15 protein-coding genes are annotated in these 14,839 nt (G+C 57.7%); 12 read left to right on the forward strand and 3 right to left on the reverse strand.

Features of this window, described 5'->3' with window-relative positions; all coding sequences use genetic code 11:
* Nucleotides 1-11: 11 nt before the first annotated feature.
* The 6 genes from OUO13_RS02000 (at nucleotide 12) to OUO13_RS02025 (ending at nucleotide 6,188) form a co-directional block, all read left to right on the forward strand.
* Nucleotides 12-1,268: an FAD-dependent oxidoreductase gene (locus tag OUO13_RS02000; protein WP_283172171.1), complete on the forward strand. Its 1,257-nt coding sequence runs from the start codon at nucleotides 12-14 to the stop codon at nucleotides 1,266-1,268.
* A gap of 106 nt (nucleotides 1,269-1,374) precedes the next feature.
* Nucleotides 1,375-1,647, forward strand: coding sequence for a sarcosine oxidase subunit delta (locus OUO13_RS02005; protein WP_283172172.1), 273 nt, complete (start codon nucleotides 1,375-1,377; stop codon nucleotides 1,645-1,647).
* Nucleotides 1,644-4,679, forward strand: a complete 3,036-nt coding sequence (locus tag OUO13_RS02010) for a 2Fe-2S iron-sulfur cluster-binding protein (protein ID WP_283172173.1) — start codon at nucleotides 1,644-1,646, stop codon at nucleotides 4,677-4,679. Before OUO13_RS02005 ends, OUO13_RS02010 begins: the two co-directional genes overlap by 4 nt.
* Before the next feature lie 3 nt (nucleotides 4,680-4,682).
* Nucleotides 4,683-5,402 (forward strand): aminomethyltransferase family protein, encoded by a 720-nt coding sequence (locus tag OUO13_RS02015; protein WP_283172174.1) that lies wholly within the window; start codon nucleotides 4,683-4,685, stop codon nucleotides 5,400-5,402.
* A complete protein-coding gene (locus OUO13_RS02020; RefSeq protein WP_283172175.1) occupies nucleotides 5,402-5,728 on the forward strand; it encodes a DMT family transporter in 327 nt (108 codons plus the stop codon). The genes OUO13_RS02015 and OUO13_RS02020 overlap by 1 nt, the downstream gene beginning before the upstream one ends.
* Nucleotides 5,729-5,756: 28 nt before the next feature.
* Nucleotides 5,757-6,188, forward strand: coding sequence for a GNAT family N-acetyltransferase (locus OUO13_RS02025; protein ID WP_283172176.1), 432 nt, complete (start codon nucleotides 5,757-5,759; stop codon nucleotides 6,186-6,188).
* A gap of 53 nt (nucleotides 6,189-6,241) precedes the next feature.
* On the opposite strand, the gene OUO13_RS02030 is transcribed toward OUO13_RS02025, so the two are convergent.
* The 3 genes from OUO13_RS02030 to OUO13_RS02040 all read right to left on the reverse strand — a co-directional run bounded on the left by OUO13_RS02030 (nucleotide 6,242) and on the right by OUO13_RS02040 (nucleotide 8,289).
* Nucleotides 6,242-6,694, reverse strand: a complete 453-nt coding sequence (locus OUO13_RS02030; RefSeq protein WP_283172177.1) for a hypothetical protein — start codon at nucleotides 6,692-6,694, stop codon at nucleotides 6,242-6,244.
* A gap of 166 nt (nucleotides 6,695-6,860) precedes the next feature.
* Nucleotides 6,861-7,295, reverse strand: a complete 435-nt coding sequence (locus OUO13_RS02035) for a hypothetical protein (protein ID WP_283172178.1) — start codon at nucleotides 7,293-7,295, stop codon at nucleotides 6,861-6,863.
* 127 nt (nucleotides 7,296-7,422) lie between these two features.
* Complete coding sequence (locus OUO13_RS02040) at nucleotides 7,423-8,289, reverse strand: AraC family transcriptional regulator (RefSeq protein WP_283172179.1); 867 nt, start codon at nucleotides 8,287-8,289, stop codon at nucleotides 7,423-7,425.
* Between the two features lie 250 nt (nucleotides 8,290-8,539).
* Here OUO13_RS02040 and OUO13_RS02045 point away from each other — a divergent pair, with 250 nt between their 5' ends.
* The 6 genes from OUO13_RS02045 (at nucleotide 8,540) to OUO13_RS02070 (ending at nucleotide 14,443) form a co-directional block, all read left to right on the forward strand.
* Nucleotides 8,540-9,679, forward strand: coding sequence for an ornithine cyclodeaminase family protein (locus OUO13_RS02045; protein WP_283172180.1), 1,140 nt, complete (start codon nucleotides 8,540-8,542; stop codon nucleotides 9,677-9,679).
* 106 nt (nucleotides 9,680-9,785) lie between these two features.
* A complete protein-coding gene (locus OUO13_RS02050; protein ID WP_283172181.1) occupies nucleotides 9,786-10,202 on the forward strand; it encodes a RidA family protein in 417 nt (138 codons plus the stop codon).
* A gap of 51 nt (nucleotides 10,203-10,253) precedes the next feature.
* On the forward strand, nucleotides 10,254-11,546 hold the full coding sequence (locus tag OUO13_RS02055) for an NAD(P)/FAD-dependent oxidoreductase (RefSeq protein ID WP_283172182.1): 1,293 nt from the start codon (nucleotides 10,254-10,256) through the stop codon (nucleotides 11,544-11,546).
* A gap of 295 nt (nucleotides 11,547-11,841) precedes the next feature.
* On the forward strand, nucleotides 11,842-12,927 hold the full coding sequence (locus OUO13_RS02060) for a TRAP transporter substrate-binding protein (RefSeq protein WP_283172183.1): 1,086 nt from the start codon (nucleotides 11,842-11,844) through the stop codon (nucleotides 12,925-12,927).
* Nucleotides 12,928-13,106: 179 nt separating this feature from the next.
* Entirely contained in the window at nucleotides 13,107-13,919 is an 813-nt protein-coding gene (locus tag OUO13_RS02065) for an arylamine N-acetyltransferase family protein (protein WP_283172184.1), read from the forward strand.
* Nucleotides 13,919-14,443 (forward strand): GNAT family N-acetyltransferase, encoded by a 525-nt coding sequence (locus OUO13_RS02070; RefSeq protein WP_283172185.1) that lies wholly within the window; start codon nucleotides 13,919-13,921, stop codon nucleotides 14,441-14,443. Before OUO13_RS02065 ends, OUO13_RS02070 begins: the two co-directional genes overlap by 1 nt.
* Nucleotides 14,444-14,839 lie beyond the last annotated feature (396 nt).

A 14,839-nucleotide genomic window follows, 5' to 3' on the forward strand; every position in this document is an offset into this window, starting at 1 on the left:
GGAGTAAACGTATGCCATTTGCACTCTTGAAATACGGTTTGGGCAGTGAATATCCGTTCGAAAAACACGCCGACCTGCCACCACCGACCGCGCTGAAAAAGCGTTACGACGTGGTGATTATCGGCGGCGGCGGCCACGGTGTAGCCACTGCGTATTACCTTGCCAAATACCACGGCATTACCAACGTGGCGATTCTGGAAAAAGGGTATCTGGGTGGTGGCAACACCGCCCGTAACACCGCGGTGATTCGTTCCAACTACCTGACCTCGGAAGGGGTCCGGTTTTATTCGGAATCGGTAAAGCTGTTTCGTGATCTCTCCAATGAGTTCGATTTCAACATCATGTACTCGCGTCGTGGCCAGCTAACCCTGGCTCACACCGATTCGGCGATTCGTGCCTTCCGGCAGCGCGCCGAGGTGAACAAACACTTTGGTGGCAAAACCGAGCTGATTGATCCGCAACAGATTCGCGAACTGGTGCCAACCCTGAATATGTATCCGGGCCAACAGCCGGTGCTGGCTGGTCTGTGGCACATGGACGGCGCGACCGCCCGTCACGATGCCGTGGCCTGGGGTTACGCCAAGGGCGCAACCCAGCGTGGTGTTGAGTTGCATCAGCTGACCGAAGTCACCGATGTGCTGGTTCGTGATGAAAAAGTCTGGGGCGTGAAAGTACGTCAGGGCAGCGCCGAGCACGTGATCGAATGTGGCATTGCGGTGCAGGCGGTGGCCGGGCACAGCTCGCTGCTGGCCGCCAAGGCCGGGTTCCGTCTGCCGATTGTGACCTATCCGCTGCAGGCGATGGTGACCCAGCCGGTAAAACCCTTCCTCGACCCGCTGGTGAGTTCACCCGCGTTCCACTGCTACGTGCAGCAGACCGGTCGTGGTGAGCTGGTGTTTGGTGGCGGCTCTGACCCGTATCCGCTCTACAACACCCGTTCCACCATGGAGCTGAAAGAAGAGCTGCTGGCGCATGCGGTGGAGCTGTTCCCGTTTGTGGCCAACCTGAAGCTGATGCGCCAGTGGGCGGGCCTGACTGATATGACCTCGGACTACTCGCCGATTATGGGCCTGAGCCCGGTCGAGAATTATTACCTCGACGCCGGTTGGGGCACCTGGGGCTTCAAGTCGACGCCGATTTGCGGCAAGACCATGGCCGAGCTGGTGGCTACCGGTAAGGTTCCGGATCTGATCAAACCGTTCGGAGTAGAGCGTTTCAGCGAGTTCCGGCAGGTCAACGAAATGGGTGCTACCGCGGCGTCGCACTGAGCGTCGGAGTAAGGCACTGATCGGGCATCGGCCAGCGCCGACCCGCAACTGAATAATTCGTGTTCGACGCTGCTGACGCCGCGTCGACCCAAGGCGAGCATCTGTTATGAAAATCATGCCCTGCCCGTTGAACGGGCCTCGCAACATCAATGAGTTCGTGTATGGCGGTGAGGTATCCGAACTGCCAGATGTGGCTACGGCACCGGATTCCGACTGGGCCGAGCACACGTTTTATGCCTACAACGGCACCGGTATCGCCCGCGAATGGTGGTATCACGTTGCTTCCGGTTACTGGTTTGTGGCCGAGCGCCACCGTGTGACCGACGAGATTATCCGTACTTATGATCCCGCTGTACTGGCTGAGGAGAAAGCGCAATGAACCAGGCCGTAAGCAAACTGACTCTGGATGTGGGACGTCGTCTGCCTGAGCCGATGGGCCTGATGCTGGACCGTTCCCGCACCGTGGAATTCGAATTTGATGGCCGTCGTATCAAGGGCCTGAAGGGCGACAGCATTGGCAGCGCGCTGCTGGCCAACGATATCTGGATCTGGTCACGTTCGTTCAAATACCACCGCCCACGTGGGCCGCTGACCATGGCCGGTCAGGACGCCAACAGTCTGGTGCAGCTGCCGAGCGAACCCAACGTGTTGGCCGATCGTATTGCCGCCGAAACCGGCATGAAGGTATCCGGCCAGAACGCCAATGGCACCGTCGCCAACGACAAGGATGCCTACCTCGACAAGTTCGGGCGTTTTATGCCGGTGGGCTTTTATTACCGCTCGTTTTTCAAACCCAAGGGCATCTGGGATCGCTGGGAAAAATTCATCCGCGAAAAAGCCGGTCTGGGCATCGCCGATTTGCAATTCCAGCCGGAGTACTACGACAAGAAATTCCTGCACTACGACGTGGTGGTGGTCGGTTCTGGCCCGGCGGGCCTGAGTGCGGCGTTAAAAGCCGCCAACGGTGGTGCCAGTGTGCTGCTGCTGGAAGAAAATCCGATTGCTGGTGGCGCTCTGTGTTACGCCGATTTTGACGATGTGGACGACAGCCTGGTGCTGCGCCGTGAGCTGCTGGCGGCGGTGAGTGCCCATCCGGCCATTACCCTGATGACCAACGCCACCTGTAACGCCTGGTTTGTCGACAACTGGCTGCCGGTTCTGCAAGGCAAACGTCTTTTCAAGGTGCGCGCCAAACAATGCATCATGGCCACCGGCGCGTTTGAGCAGCATGTGGTGTTCCGTGGCAACGATCTGCCGGGCGTGGTGTTGTGTTCTGCCGCCATGCGCATGATGAAACTCTATGCCCTCAAGCCCGGCCAGACGGCGGTGATTGTGACCGGTAACGACGACGGTTATCTGACCGCTCTGGCCCTGAAAAAACAGGGTGTTCAGGTCGCCATGCTGGTGGATATGCGTGCCGAGCCGCTGGTGCAGCGCAGCAGCAGCGCGCTCAAGAAAGTCCGCGACGCCGGTATTCCGGTGCGTCTGGGGGCAACCGTCTACGAAGCCTTTGGCAAACAGCACCTGCAAGCGGTGGATGTCCGCAGCATCGTGGGTAAAGGCCAGGTCGGTGACGGCGGTGAAACCGTGAGCTGCGATCTGCTGTGTATGAGCGCCGGTTATATGCCTGCCTATCAGCTGCTGTGTCAGGCTGGTGGCAAGTTGTCGTACGCCGATGACAAGGCGTTGTTCAGCATCAGTGGTCTGCCAGATCACCTGCACATTGCCGGTTCGGTGAATGGTGTGCACAACCTTGATGCGGTAATGGCCGACGGCCAACGTGCTGCGCTCAAGGCTCTGCAGGCGCTGGGTTTGCTGGATGGCACCGGAACCGAAACCGCGGAATCGGTAACCGTTGAGTGCCATCGTCAGGTGAACTTCGACTGGCCGATCTTCAAACACCCGAAAGGCAAGGATTTCGTTGACTACGACGAAGACTTGCAAGCCAAGGACATCATCAACGCTACTCGTCTTGGGTATCGCGATGTGCAGCTGGTAAAACGCTTCTCGACCGTAGGCATGGGGCCATCCCAGGGCCGTCATTCGGCGCTGCCAACCGCGCGTCTGGTGGCCAGTGCTACCGGCCGCAGCGTTACTGAAACCGGTGTTACCACCGCACGTCCGCCGTATGTGCCGGAAAAACTGGCTTATGTTGCCGGTCGTTGTTTTGCACCGTATCGCCAGACCGCCATGCATTTCCGTCATCTGGAACTGGGTGCCAAGCTGATTCCAGCGGGTATCTGGCAACGTCCGGGCTTTTATCCTCCGGCGGGTCAGCTGCTGCAAGGCAGTGATGCCAGCCCGTTAAATCCGGTGGCGCGCAAGATTCGGGATGCCTGTATCGAAGCCGAGTCGCTGCATGTGCGCAGCCGCGTGGGCCTGATCGACGTCTCGACCCTGGGGGGTATCGAACTTCGCGGCCCCGATGCCGCCGAGTTTATGAACCGCATTTACACCTTCGGCTTCCTCAAACAACCGGTGGGCAAAACCCGTTATGCGGTGTTAACCAACGATCAGGGTGTTGTGGTGGATGACGGTGTGGCCTGCCGTTTTGCTGACGATCATTTCTACGTCACCGCCACCACATCCGGGGTGGATGCCGTGTATCGCCTGATGACCTTCTGGAACACCCAGTGGCGTCTGAAAGTGGATATCGCCAACGTGACCTCGGCCTTCGCCGCGGTGAACCTCGCGGGGCCTGACAGCCGCAAGGTGCTGAAACCACTCACCGATGTTGACCTCAGCCAGCAAGGCTTCCCGTATCTGGCCTGTCGTGAAGGTTTTATCCGGGTGCCGGGTAGCGATGTGCAGATTCCGGCGCGCTTTATGCGGGTCGGTTTTGTCGGCGAACTGGGTTACGAGATTCACGTACCGACCCGTTACGGCGAACTGCTGTGGGATGTGCTGATGAGTGCCGGTGCCGCTTTTGATATCCGCCCGTTTGGGGTGGAGACTCAGCGTCTGCTGCGTCTCGAAAAAGGCCACATCATCATCAGTCAGGACACCGATGGCATGAGCCATCCCGGCGAGTTGTCGCTGGAATGGGCAATCAGCAAGGGTAAACCCTGGTTTAACGGCTGCCGGGCAGTGGACATCGTGATGAAGCGTCCGCAAACCCGCAAGCTGGTGGGCTTCCGCCTGTCTGCTGATCTTCACCATCAGGGCCGCAAGCCGGAAGAAGGCCATCTGGTGCTGGCCAGCCAGCAGGACGGCGCGGCGATTACCGGCCACGTTACCTCCTGTGAATATTCACCAACCGTTGGTGCCATTATTGGTCTGGCCTACGCAGGGCTGGATCAGGTGGAGCCGGGCAGTCGTCTGCCGATTCGTATCGATACGGGTGATCTGGTGCTGGCTGAAGTGGTCAGCCTGCCGTTCTACGACCCCGAACAAGCCCGTCAGGAGATTTGAGCCATGAAAGATTCGCGTGCCAGTTTGCCGTTGCAAGTGGAGTGGGCCGATCGTGAAGCGGCCCGCAGTGGCAACTATCGTCGTCAGTCGGGTTTGTCGCGGCGGCCAACCGCATCCATGGCCAGTGTCGTGGGTGTGGTGGATCATGAAGATCGCCAGCGCGCTGCCCGTGCCGGCGTAATCGACCTCACCATGGTGCCACACACCGGGTACCGCGGTACGGCCGCTGCCGACTGGCTGGCGGCGCAGGGGTATCCACTGCCGCTGGTGCCCAACCAGGCCAGCACCAGCGCCAATGGCGACCGCATTCTGCGCCTGAGTATGCGTGAGTTCTGGTTGCTGGGCAGTCTGGATGACCTTGGCCAGACCATCACGACCTTGCCAACCCGTATGACCGACACCCCGGCCAACTGTTACCCGCTGTTCTGTGGCGACAGCCACGCCTGGCTGCTACTGACCGGGGAGCATATTGCCGATGTGATGGCCAAGTTATGTGCGGTTGACCTGCGCGAAGCGCAGTTCCCGGAGGGCAGCATTGCCCAGACCTCGGTCGCGCGGGTAGGAGCCATTGTGGTGCGTCAGCAGGTCAACGGCCTGCCAGCCTTTGCCATCCTGTGTGATGTGAACAGCAGTGACTATATGTGGACGGTGCTGGTCGATGCCGTACAGGAGTTCGACGGCGGCCCGATTGGTATTGACTGCCTGCGCTCAGGCAACGACTGATGGGCTGGATCTTCCTGCTGATTGGTGGGGCACTGGAGTGTTTTGGTGCCCTCGCCATGAAAAAGAGCGAAGGATTCAGCCAGTTATGGCCGTCATTGCTGGCGATACTGCTGCTGGGCACCAGCCTGCTGATGGTATCGCTGGCCATGCGCACCATCCCCATGGGCACCGCCTACGCCGTGTGGGCGGGGATCGGCATCGCCTCGATTGCCATCAGCGGCATACTGTTTCTGAACGAACCCGCCAGCCTGTTACGGCTGGGAGCCATTCTCTGCATTGTGGTGGGCGTGGTGGGGTTAAAACTGGTCGAAGCCATCGAAACCTGACCAACAGGCCATCCCAACGGGAGCACATATGGGCATTGAATATACGGACATTGAATACCGCGTAAACCAGCCGATCAGCCGCCAGCAGTTTGTTGAACTGTTACAGCAAACCAGCCTCGGCCCCCGCCGCCCGCTGGATAACCACCGCGTTATGCAGGGCATGCTCGACAACGCCAACCTGCTGGTAACCGCCTGGCACCAACAACGGCTGGTCGGCGTTGGCCGCGCCGTCACCGATTTTGTGTACTGCTGTTATTTATCCGACCTCGCCGTCGCCGAAGACTGCCAGGGCCAAGGTATCGGCAAACAACTTATCCGCGAACTCATGGCCGCCCTCGAACCCGGCTGCAAACTGCTGCTGGTCGCCGCCCCCAAAGCGGTGGATTACTACCCGGCGATAGGATTTACCCAACACCCGACCAGCACCTGGACGCTGGATGATGTAAGGGAGTTGAGGTGACTAGCGGGCAAGGGGGAATATTTTAATGACGATGCTTCCTTCGCCTTGTCTGCTTACGGTTGGGTTTCAGTCCACCTCGCCAGTGTCTTGAACTCAAATAGCTCATTCCTTGCAACCATCTCATGCTCGAAGTTGATCAACAGTTTGCCGTTCAGCTCAAACAGGCCTGGCTTGATCTCGGTGACATCAAGCCTGAGTACATCGCATGGGTTGTATGCGTTTCCGAGGTATATCGTGGCCTCAGACTCAGGATGCTGCGCTTGGCAAAGCTGCAAATGATTGAGCTGTTTTGGGTCGGAGAGACCTAGCGAATACCAATCCAGCATGAGCATTGTTTCAACCGGCTGAGATTCCCACGGCAGGCCACTATAGAAGGGTTTGAAAGGGAGTGTTATGCGATGGATAAGCGTGCGAGGAAATCCGATTTTCTGATTCTCGAACCAATATGCCATTATTTCGCCTTCCATAAGCTCAGTCTTGCCGCTGAGGCCGATTACTGAATCCATGTGATTTTTTAACCTTGCCGTTTGATTGCTGAGTATGTGATGCCATGTTGATCGCCGTCTCTGTTGCATCAAGGGGCTGATTGTCGTTGAAAGTATCTGAGACCTCGCATCGATCATCAACGAAGAATCGATTGTGAGCCGTGAGTTGTACTCGTTTCGACACGGCTTACACCTCCCCGCAGAACCTGACCGATGGCTCTGTCTCAAGTATGCAGATCAGTTCTGCATCCAATTCCTGTAACGGCGTTTCGAGATCAAGTTTACCCAACCACTGTCGGACTCTGGATCGGAGGTCCAACAGTGGTATCTCAATGTGCGGAAAGACATGCCAGACCAGCTGGTGGGCGGTAGGGGGATTGTCCGGATCGAAGTCTTCTGTTGGCATCGCGCCACAACCCACCCACAGCATGTATTCGCTGTGCTGGCATAACACGCACCAGCCCCAGTCTTCCGGAAATACATCGGTGGTATAGCCACGTTCGGTGAGTTTGTTGGCCAGCCAGTTGGCCAGTGCCTGGCCGTAGCATCCGGGGTTGGTTTGCTGGTCTTCACCGGGGACGATTTCAAACTGATTCGATGTAAACCAATGTCCTTGTTCCATTCCGATCTCCGAGATTTTCCCGATGCGACGGTGCTGAGCCGATTGTGCGCGTTGTGTTGCGGTTGTCGAGTCTATCGAAGGTGATCTGCTGTGCAGTCTGCCGCGCCGTTTACGTCCTCTGAATCCCTCACGCAATTATCGTGGCTTCTGACCGAGCGTTCTGCGCCGGCATCTGGCGTATCCGCGCCTGATAGCCTTGGTGCTGGATGGTATTGAGGTATTGCGCGGGGGTGGCGTTGGCGAACTTTTTGAACTCTCGTAGAAAGTGGGATTGGTCGCTGAAACCTCGTTCAAAAGCGAGGTCGGCAAACACGATCTGAGGCTGGTGGTGCATGTCGTGTAGTGCATGTTGGCAGCGCACGATGCGGCTGAATACCTTGGGTGAGAGGCCGAGGTCGGTGCTGAACTGGCGTTGCAGGGTGCGAATGCTGTAGCCGGTTTGTTGTTCCAGTTCCCGAATCAGGATATTGCCCTGATGCCGATGAATCAGGGCCAGGGCGTGTTCCGTCGCCGGGGCGATGCGGCGATGACGGTGGCCGTTTATAAAACGCTCGAACAGGCTGGCCTGGTCGTGTCCGTTGCTCAGGCTGCAGATGTTATCCAGCAAGGCGGTGCTGTTGGGCATTAGCTCCTGCAGGTCAATTTCGGTGTCGACCAGTTCGGCGGCACCAATATTCAGCACGTCTGGCATTACGCCGGGTGCAAAACGAACCCCGAAATAGCGGTGCTGGTGGGTCAGCTGGGCGCTGCGTGCGGCCAGTGTGGTGCCGCAGACCTTGGCGCGCCGGGCGTCACAATCAAACAGGATATCAATACAGCCATCCGGCACGGCAAAGGTCAGGGCCTGGCTCTGGTCGGCTTCAAAACCGTAAAAGTGCGAAATCACCGGGTTGCGGGAGAGGATCAGGTCGTAATGACGGGCGGCGCTGAGTACAAACCAGGGTTGTTCGGAATGCAGGGGCCGGGCGTGGTCTGCTCTGTTAGTGGTCATCATGGACGCCCTCTCTACGGTTTTTGAAGCGGTCTTGAATGTCGGCGTACCGAACGGCAGTCAGGTGATTGTCGGTAAAAAGCCCCTCGTTTGTCTTGACTCTCCGTGCCAGTCCTTTGTGAGTGGGCGGCCGTGTCGTAAATATTCAATACAGCCCTGGGGGAAGCTTCATAGCATCCAGAAAAACGCTGTCACCTGCCTGCAATAAGGCACTGACGGCTTCGAAAAACGGGTGTGTGACCCGAGGGATGTTATGACTGCAACGACAAAAATCGATTTTATTTATCTGTCCGAGCCCGACATGATCGCGGCGGGTGTGACGGATATGCCTGCCTGTGTAGACACCATGGAGGCTATGTTCAAACTGCTGCATATCGGTGATTACCGCATGGCCGGTCCGAACAGCGACTCCCACGGTGCCATGATTACGTTCCCGCAGCAGTCTCCTTTTGCCACCATGCCAAAACCCACGGCCGACCGCCGTCTGATGGCGATGCCTGCTTATCTGGGCGGCGATTTCCAGACCTGTGGTGTGAAGTGGTATGGCTCCAACATTGCCAACCGCGAGAAAGGCCTGCCGCGTTCGATCCTGATGATGACGCTGAGTGATATTGATACCGGCGCACCGCTGGCGCATATGTCGGCCAACCTGCTGTCGGCCTATCGTACCGGTGCGATTCCGGGGGTGGGTGCCCGTTATCTGGCGCGCAAAGATGCGCGGGTGATCGGCTTGCTGGGGCCGGGTGTGATGGGCAAAACCTCGACCGCCGCTTTTATCGCCGCACGTCCGGGCATCGATACCATCAAGGTGAAAGGTCGTGGTCAGGCCAGTCTGGAGAGTTACATCGGCTGGGTGAAGGAAACCTTCCCGCAAATCACCAGCATTCAGGTGGTCGACAGCATTGAAGAGCTGGTGCGTGGCTCCGACATCATTTCTTACTGCAATTCCGGTGAAGTGGGTGATCCAACCAAATATCCGCTGGTGAAGCGCGAGTGGCTGAAGCCGGGTGCTTTTCTGGCCATGCCAGCCAGCTGCAGCCTCGACGATGGCATGAGTGGTGCCGATGTGCGCAAGGTGATGGACAGCATTGGTCTGTACGAAGCCTGGTACGAAGAGGTGCCGAAGCCGAGCCATCATGTGATTCCGCTGGTGGGTATGCGTTTTATGGACATGATTGCCAACGGTCAGATGGATAAAAACGAGCTGGAGGATCTGGGTGCCATTATCTGCGGCGATACACCAGCACGCCGGAACGATGACGAAATCATCGTGATGTCGGTGGGCGGAATGCCGGTTGAGGACGTTGCCTGGGCAACCACGGTGTACCGCAATGCGCTTGAAAAAGGCATTGGTGTGAAGCTGAACCTGTGGGATCAGCCTGTTCTTCGTTGACCAGTGCGCTAATCCCGGCCGTTCACTGCTCAGGATAACGAAGTGCTGGCCGCTGGCGGGCGCTTCGTTGCTCCCGTCTTCTATTCCATTATTCAAAGCCAAGACAATGACCAAAATTCTGAAAGTAAAAACCGGTGGCAGGTTCGAAGAAATTGCCAGCTATTCCCGTGTTGTGGCCGTAGACGACTGGATTTTCGTCTCCAACACCGCCGGGCGTGATCCGCAAACCGGTGAGTTCTCACAAGATCCGATCGCCCAGGCCGAAGTGGTGTTCAACAACATTGAAAAGGCGCTGGCGGCGGTAGGGGCAAGCCTGCAAGACGTGGTGATGTCGCGGGTGTTTATCCAGAACCCTGAGCACATCCACAAGGTGATGGAGTTTATCGGCGGCAAGTTCCGGGGCGTTGATCCGGCGACCACCGCCACCTGCCCGCCACTGGGCTCCAGCCAGTATCTGGTGGAAATCGAAGTCACGGCCTTCCGTGGTGCCTCAAAAGCCGATGTTGAGTACATCAACATCTGATTCTCTGTTGCCGGGCCCTGAAGGGTGCCCGGCCTTTGCTGGAGACTATTCATGACCCGGATGCTGGAATCTGTCATCACAACAGACGAGCTGCCCGAATCCACTGAGGTGGTGATTATTGGTGGCGGGATTGTGGGGGTATCCGCTGCGCTGGCTTTGGCGGAGCGTAATATCCCGGTGGTGCTGCTGGAAAAAGGCCATATCGGCTGCGAGCAGTCATCACGCAACCTCGGCTGGATTCGTAAAACCAGTCGTCACGCCGAAGATGTGCCGCTGGCGCAAGCTGCTGATCGAATCTGGGCGACAATGCCGGAGCGGGTAGGCCGCGACGTTGGTTATCGTCAAAACGGCATCATGTTTCTGGCGCCCAACGAAGCGGCGCTGGCGGTACATGCAAACTGGTTGAAGTCGGTTGAGTCGCTGTCACTGGGTTCGCGTTTGCTCAGTCAGGCTGAAATCGACCGCAAGATTCCGGGTGGCAAAGGCAAATGGGCCGGTGCGGTTTATACCGCGTCCGACGGTTATGCCGAAGCGGCGCAGGCTGCCCCGGCCATCGCCAATGCCGCCATGCGCAAAGGCGCGGTGCTGGTGCAAGGCTGTGCGGTGCGGATGCTCGCCACCAGTGCGGGCAAGGTGTCGGGTGTGATAACCGAAAAAGGCGAAATCCGCTGCAAACAGGTGTTGCTGGCGGGTGGTGCCTGGTCGCGCCGCTTTCTCGGCAATCATGGGGTTGAACTGCCAACCTTGCCGCTGATTTGCACAGTGCTGCGCACCACGCCGATGCAAGGCCCGACGGATATCGCCGCCGGTGGGCCGGACTTCTCGTTCCGCAAACATCAGGACGGTGGTTTTATCATCACCCAGCGTGGTGGCCTCGATTGCCCGATTGTGCCGGATCACCTGCGCATCGGTATGAAGTATCTCGATCAGCTGGGGCCGAACCGCAAAATGCTGCGTATCCAGCTCGGCAAGCCATTCCTGCAAGACCTGAAACTGGCGCGGCGCTGGAAGGCCACCGATATAACGCCGTTTGAACAGATGCGGGTGCGCGATCCGGCCGCCAACAACGGGCTGAATCAGGAAGCGCTGACCAATTTGCGTAATGCCTGGCCGATGTTCGAACAGGCGCAAATCGCTGAAGCCTGGGCGGGCTGGATCGACATTACGCCAGACTCAATCCCGGTGATTGACCATGTTCGCTCGATTCCGGGCCTGACCATCGCCACGGGTTTTTCCGGCCATGGATTTGGCACCGGCCCCGCCGCGGGGCAACTGGCTGCCGATCTGGTGTGTGGTGGCCCGACCATTGTTGATCCGGCGCCTTACCGGTTTGATCGATTCTGAGCTGGCCAAGAGCGGCCCGAGCGCTCACCTGTGGGCGACGTTTCAGAACGTTTAATGCAGCAGATGATTTCACCAATCTGGATGAAAGCGTCTGACGAAGAACGACCCCAAAAATGTGCTGATGGGCTGTTCTGGCCGAACACCTGTTGCACATCATGTCTTCATGGCGGTGTGAGATAGCGTCACAAAACCTTAACCGTTAAAGTGTCGGGCCTGGTGGAATGCCAGGCGTAAGAACGCTCTGTCAGCAGGCTCCTCATGGAAGAGATCGGCCGCATAACAACACGAGGTATCCATGAGCACTAAGAACCCATTTTCACTGCTTTTGAAGACGGTCAGTGTGGCCGCGATTGCAGTTCTTTCCTGGTCGGCACATGCCGAAGAACAGGTCTATCGTCTGACCCTCGCTGAAACCTGGGGTGAAAATACCCCGATTCTGGGCGATGCCAGCAAAAACATGGCAAAGCTGGCGAGTGAGATGTCTAACGGTCGTCTGCAGATTCATATCGACTCCGCCAACAAGCACAAGGCACCGTTTGGTGTGTTCGATATGGTCAAATCTGGCCAGTACGATCTGGGACATTCCAGCTCCTATTACTGGAAGGGCAAGGTTCCGAACACGCTGTTTTTCTCGTCCATGCCGTTTGGCCTGATGACGACCGAACAGTACGCCTGGTTCTACCGTGGTGGCGGTATGGAGCTGATGCAGGAGGTGTATGCGCCGCATAACCTGCTGTCGTTCCCGGGTGGCAACTCCGATATTCAGATGGGTGGCTGGTTCAAGAAGGAAATCAAATCCCTTGCTGACCTGCAGGGCCTGAAGATGCGTATTCCGGGCTTTGCTGGTGAAGTGTTTGCCCGTGTTGGCGCCAGTCCGGTGAACATTGCTCCGGGTGAAATGTTCACCGCTCTGGAACGTGGCACCATTGATGCTGCCGAGTGGGTAGGGCCTGCGTTCGACCTGCGTATGGGTCTGCAGAAAATTGCGCCGTTCTACTACACCGCGTGGCACGAGCCGGGTTCTGAAACCCAGTTCCTGGTGAACAAGAAGAAGTGGGAAACCCTGCCAAAAGATCTGCAGGTGATTCTGGAAACCGCCTTCCGCGTGTCCGCCTTCGATATGTACGTGCAAGCGATTGATGCCAACGCCGTCGCATGGGAACAGATGCGTAAGGAAAACCCGGAAGTGCAGGTTCGTGATTTCCCGGAAGATGTGATGAACGCCATGCGTACCGCCAACAAGGAGTTGCTGGCTGAACTGGCGCAGAAAGATGAGCTGGCCAAACGCATCATCGATTCTCAGGATGCCTACCTGAAAAAAGTCCGCGCCTGGACCGATATTTCTACCAAAGCGTATCTCGAAACCAGCAAGGTTGAGTGATACCGCAAGGCGGGTAGGCAGTGGGTGCGGATATAACGCCGCACTCGCAGAGTGCCCGACCGCCACACAAGCCCGCCTGGTGCAAACCGGCGGGCTTTTCTTTTGGCCTCGCCCGCAGAAACCGTTACAGTGTTCGGCTTGTTAACACTTGTGACCACAACCTTGTTCTGGGGCTATCCATGAAAGCAGAGAATTTTTCACTGGCCGATTATTTCCGTCGCATCGGTTTTACCGGCACTCCATCCGCCAGTATCGAAACCGTGGCCGGGATGATGCGTTGCCAGCTGTTTTCGGTGCCGTTCGAGAATCTCGATGTGCAGGCGGGCAAGGTGGTGTCGCTGGTGCCGGAGGATATTGTCAGCAAGATCGTCGGCGATCAGCCAACCACGCGCGGTCGTGGTGGTTACTGTTACGAGGTCAACGGCCTGTTCGCCATGGCGCTGGAGGCGTTGGGGATTCCCTGGCAGTTCGTGGCGGCGCGGCCGATGTTTTATCCGGTGCGGCGGCCGAAAACCCATGCGGCGATTGTGGTGACGCTGAACGGTGAGCAATGGCTGTGTGATCTCGGTTTTGGCAGTTACGGCATTCGTGCACCGATGAATCTGGCGGTACTGGATACCGAAGTCCGGCAGGATCAGGATACCTTTATGCTGACTCGCGACGGTGATCAGGGTTATCTGCTGCAGGCGCTGGTGCAGGGCGAGTGGGCCAGGCAGTACGCCTTTGATCTGTATGCGCCGGAGTGGGTGGATTTTGCACCGGCCAATTTCATGAACTCCACCCATCCCGATACCATTTTTGTGCAGAAGCCGCTGGTGGTGCTGTTTAATCCGGACGGCCGTTCGATCCTGCTGGGCGACCAGCTCAAGGAAGTAACGGCGGGAGAGGTGTCGCAGTCGGTGGTTGCTGCGGCTGACTACGATGCGGTGCTGGCCCGGCGTTTCGGTTTACCGGGGCTGATCCGGGCTGGCAGGGTGTCGGGTGATTGCTGATGTCGTCGGTTGAACAGAACAGCCTTGTGGCCGAATTGCAACTCAGGCCGTTTGTCGAGGCTGACCGGGAGCAGCTGGTGGATTATCTGAATCGCCCGCAGGTCAGCCATTATCTGTCTGACCGTATTCCGCAGCCGTACCGGATGGCGGATGCCGACTGGTGGGTGCGGGAGGGCAGCCATGCGGGTTACACGCGGGCCATTGAGGTTGACGGTGTACTGGTGGGTTGTGTCGGTGCTGATCCTGGCCAGTTTGAGTTCCGTTATACGGCGGAAGCAGGGTACTGGCTGGCGGATGATTATTGGGGGCGTGGCTATGCCACTCAGGCTCTGGGTTTGCTGATCGCCGAACTGCAGAGCCAGACTGACCTGCAACGTCTGCAAGCGATGGTATTCGTGGGCAATGAGGCTTCGGTGCGGGTGCTGCAACGCTGCGGTTTTGTGCAGGAAGCACACTTGAGGAAAGCGGTGTTCAAACACGGACAGTTTGCTGATGCGCTGCTGTTCGGGCGTCTGTTGCGCTGAGGTGCTGGCTGTTGCGGATGTCGTTGGCAGGCGCATCGGAGCCGTTTTAATCAGATCAAAGGTGAGCGGTCGATGACCGCGAAAGCCCTGAGGCTGGCGAACGCGTCGCGCTCACAGCCTGCCTTGATAACCACCGAATTGCTATCGGGGTCATGGACCCCTCGCTACAAGAATTTGCCTCGCCACAAGAATTTGCCTCGCTACAAGAATTTGCCCTGGAACAAGACTCAGCCCAGGCACCAACTTCCGACCCGGTGTGGTCTGAGGACTGTTCATCCGCTCAATTTGCGCAGCCATGCACTGGGCGCCCCGGACCGCTTCTGTACGAGGGTAAGTTAATGGGATTGCGACGTAACGCTTCTTATGATTGTGAATATCTTCCACTAATGTTGTATT

It is taken from the genome of Parathalassolituus penaei, assembly GCF_026626885.1.
Classification (GTDB): Bacteria; Pseudomonadota; Gammaproteobacteria; order Pseudomonadales; family Oceanobacteraceae; genus Oceanobacter; species Oceanobacter penaei.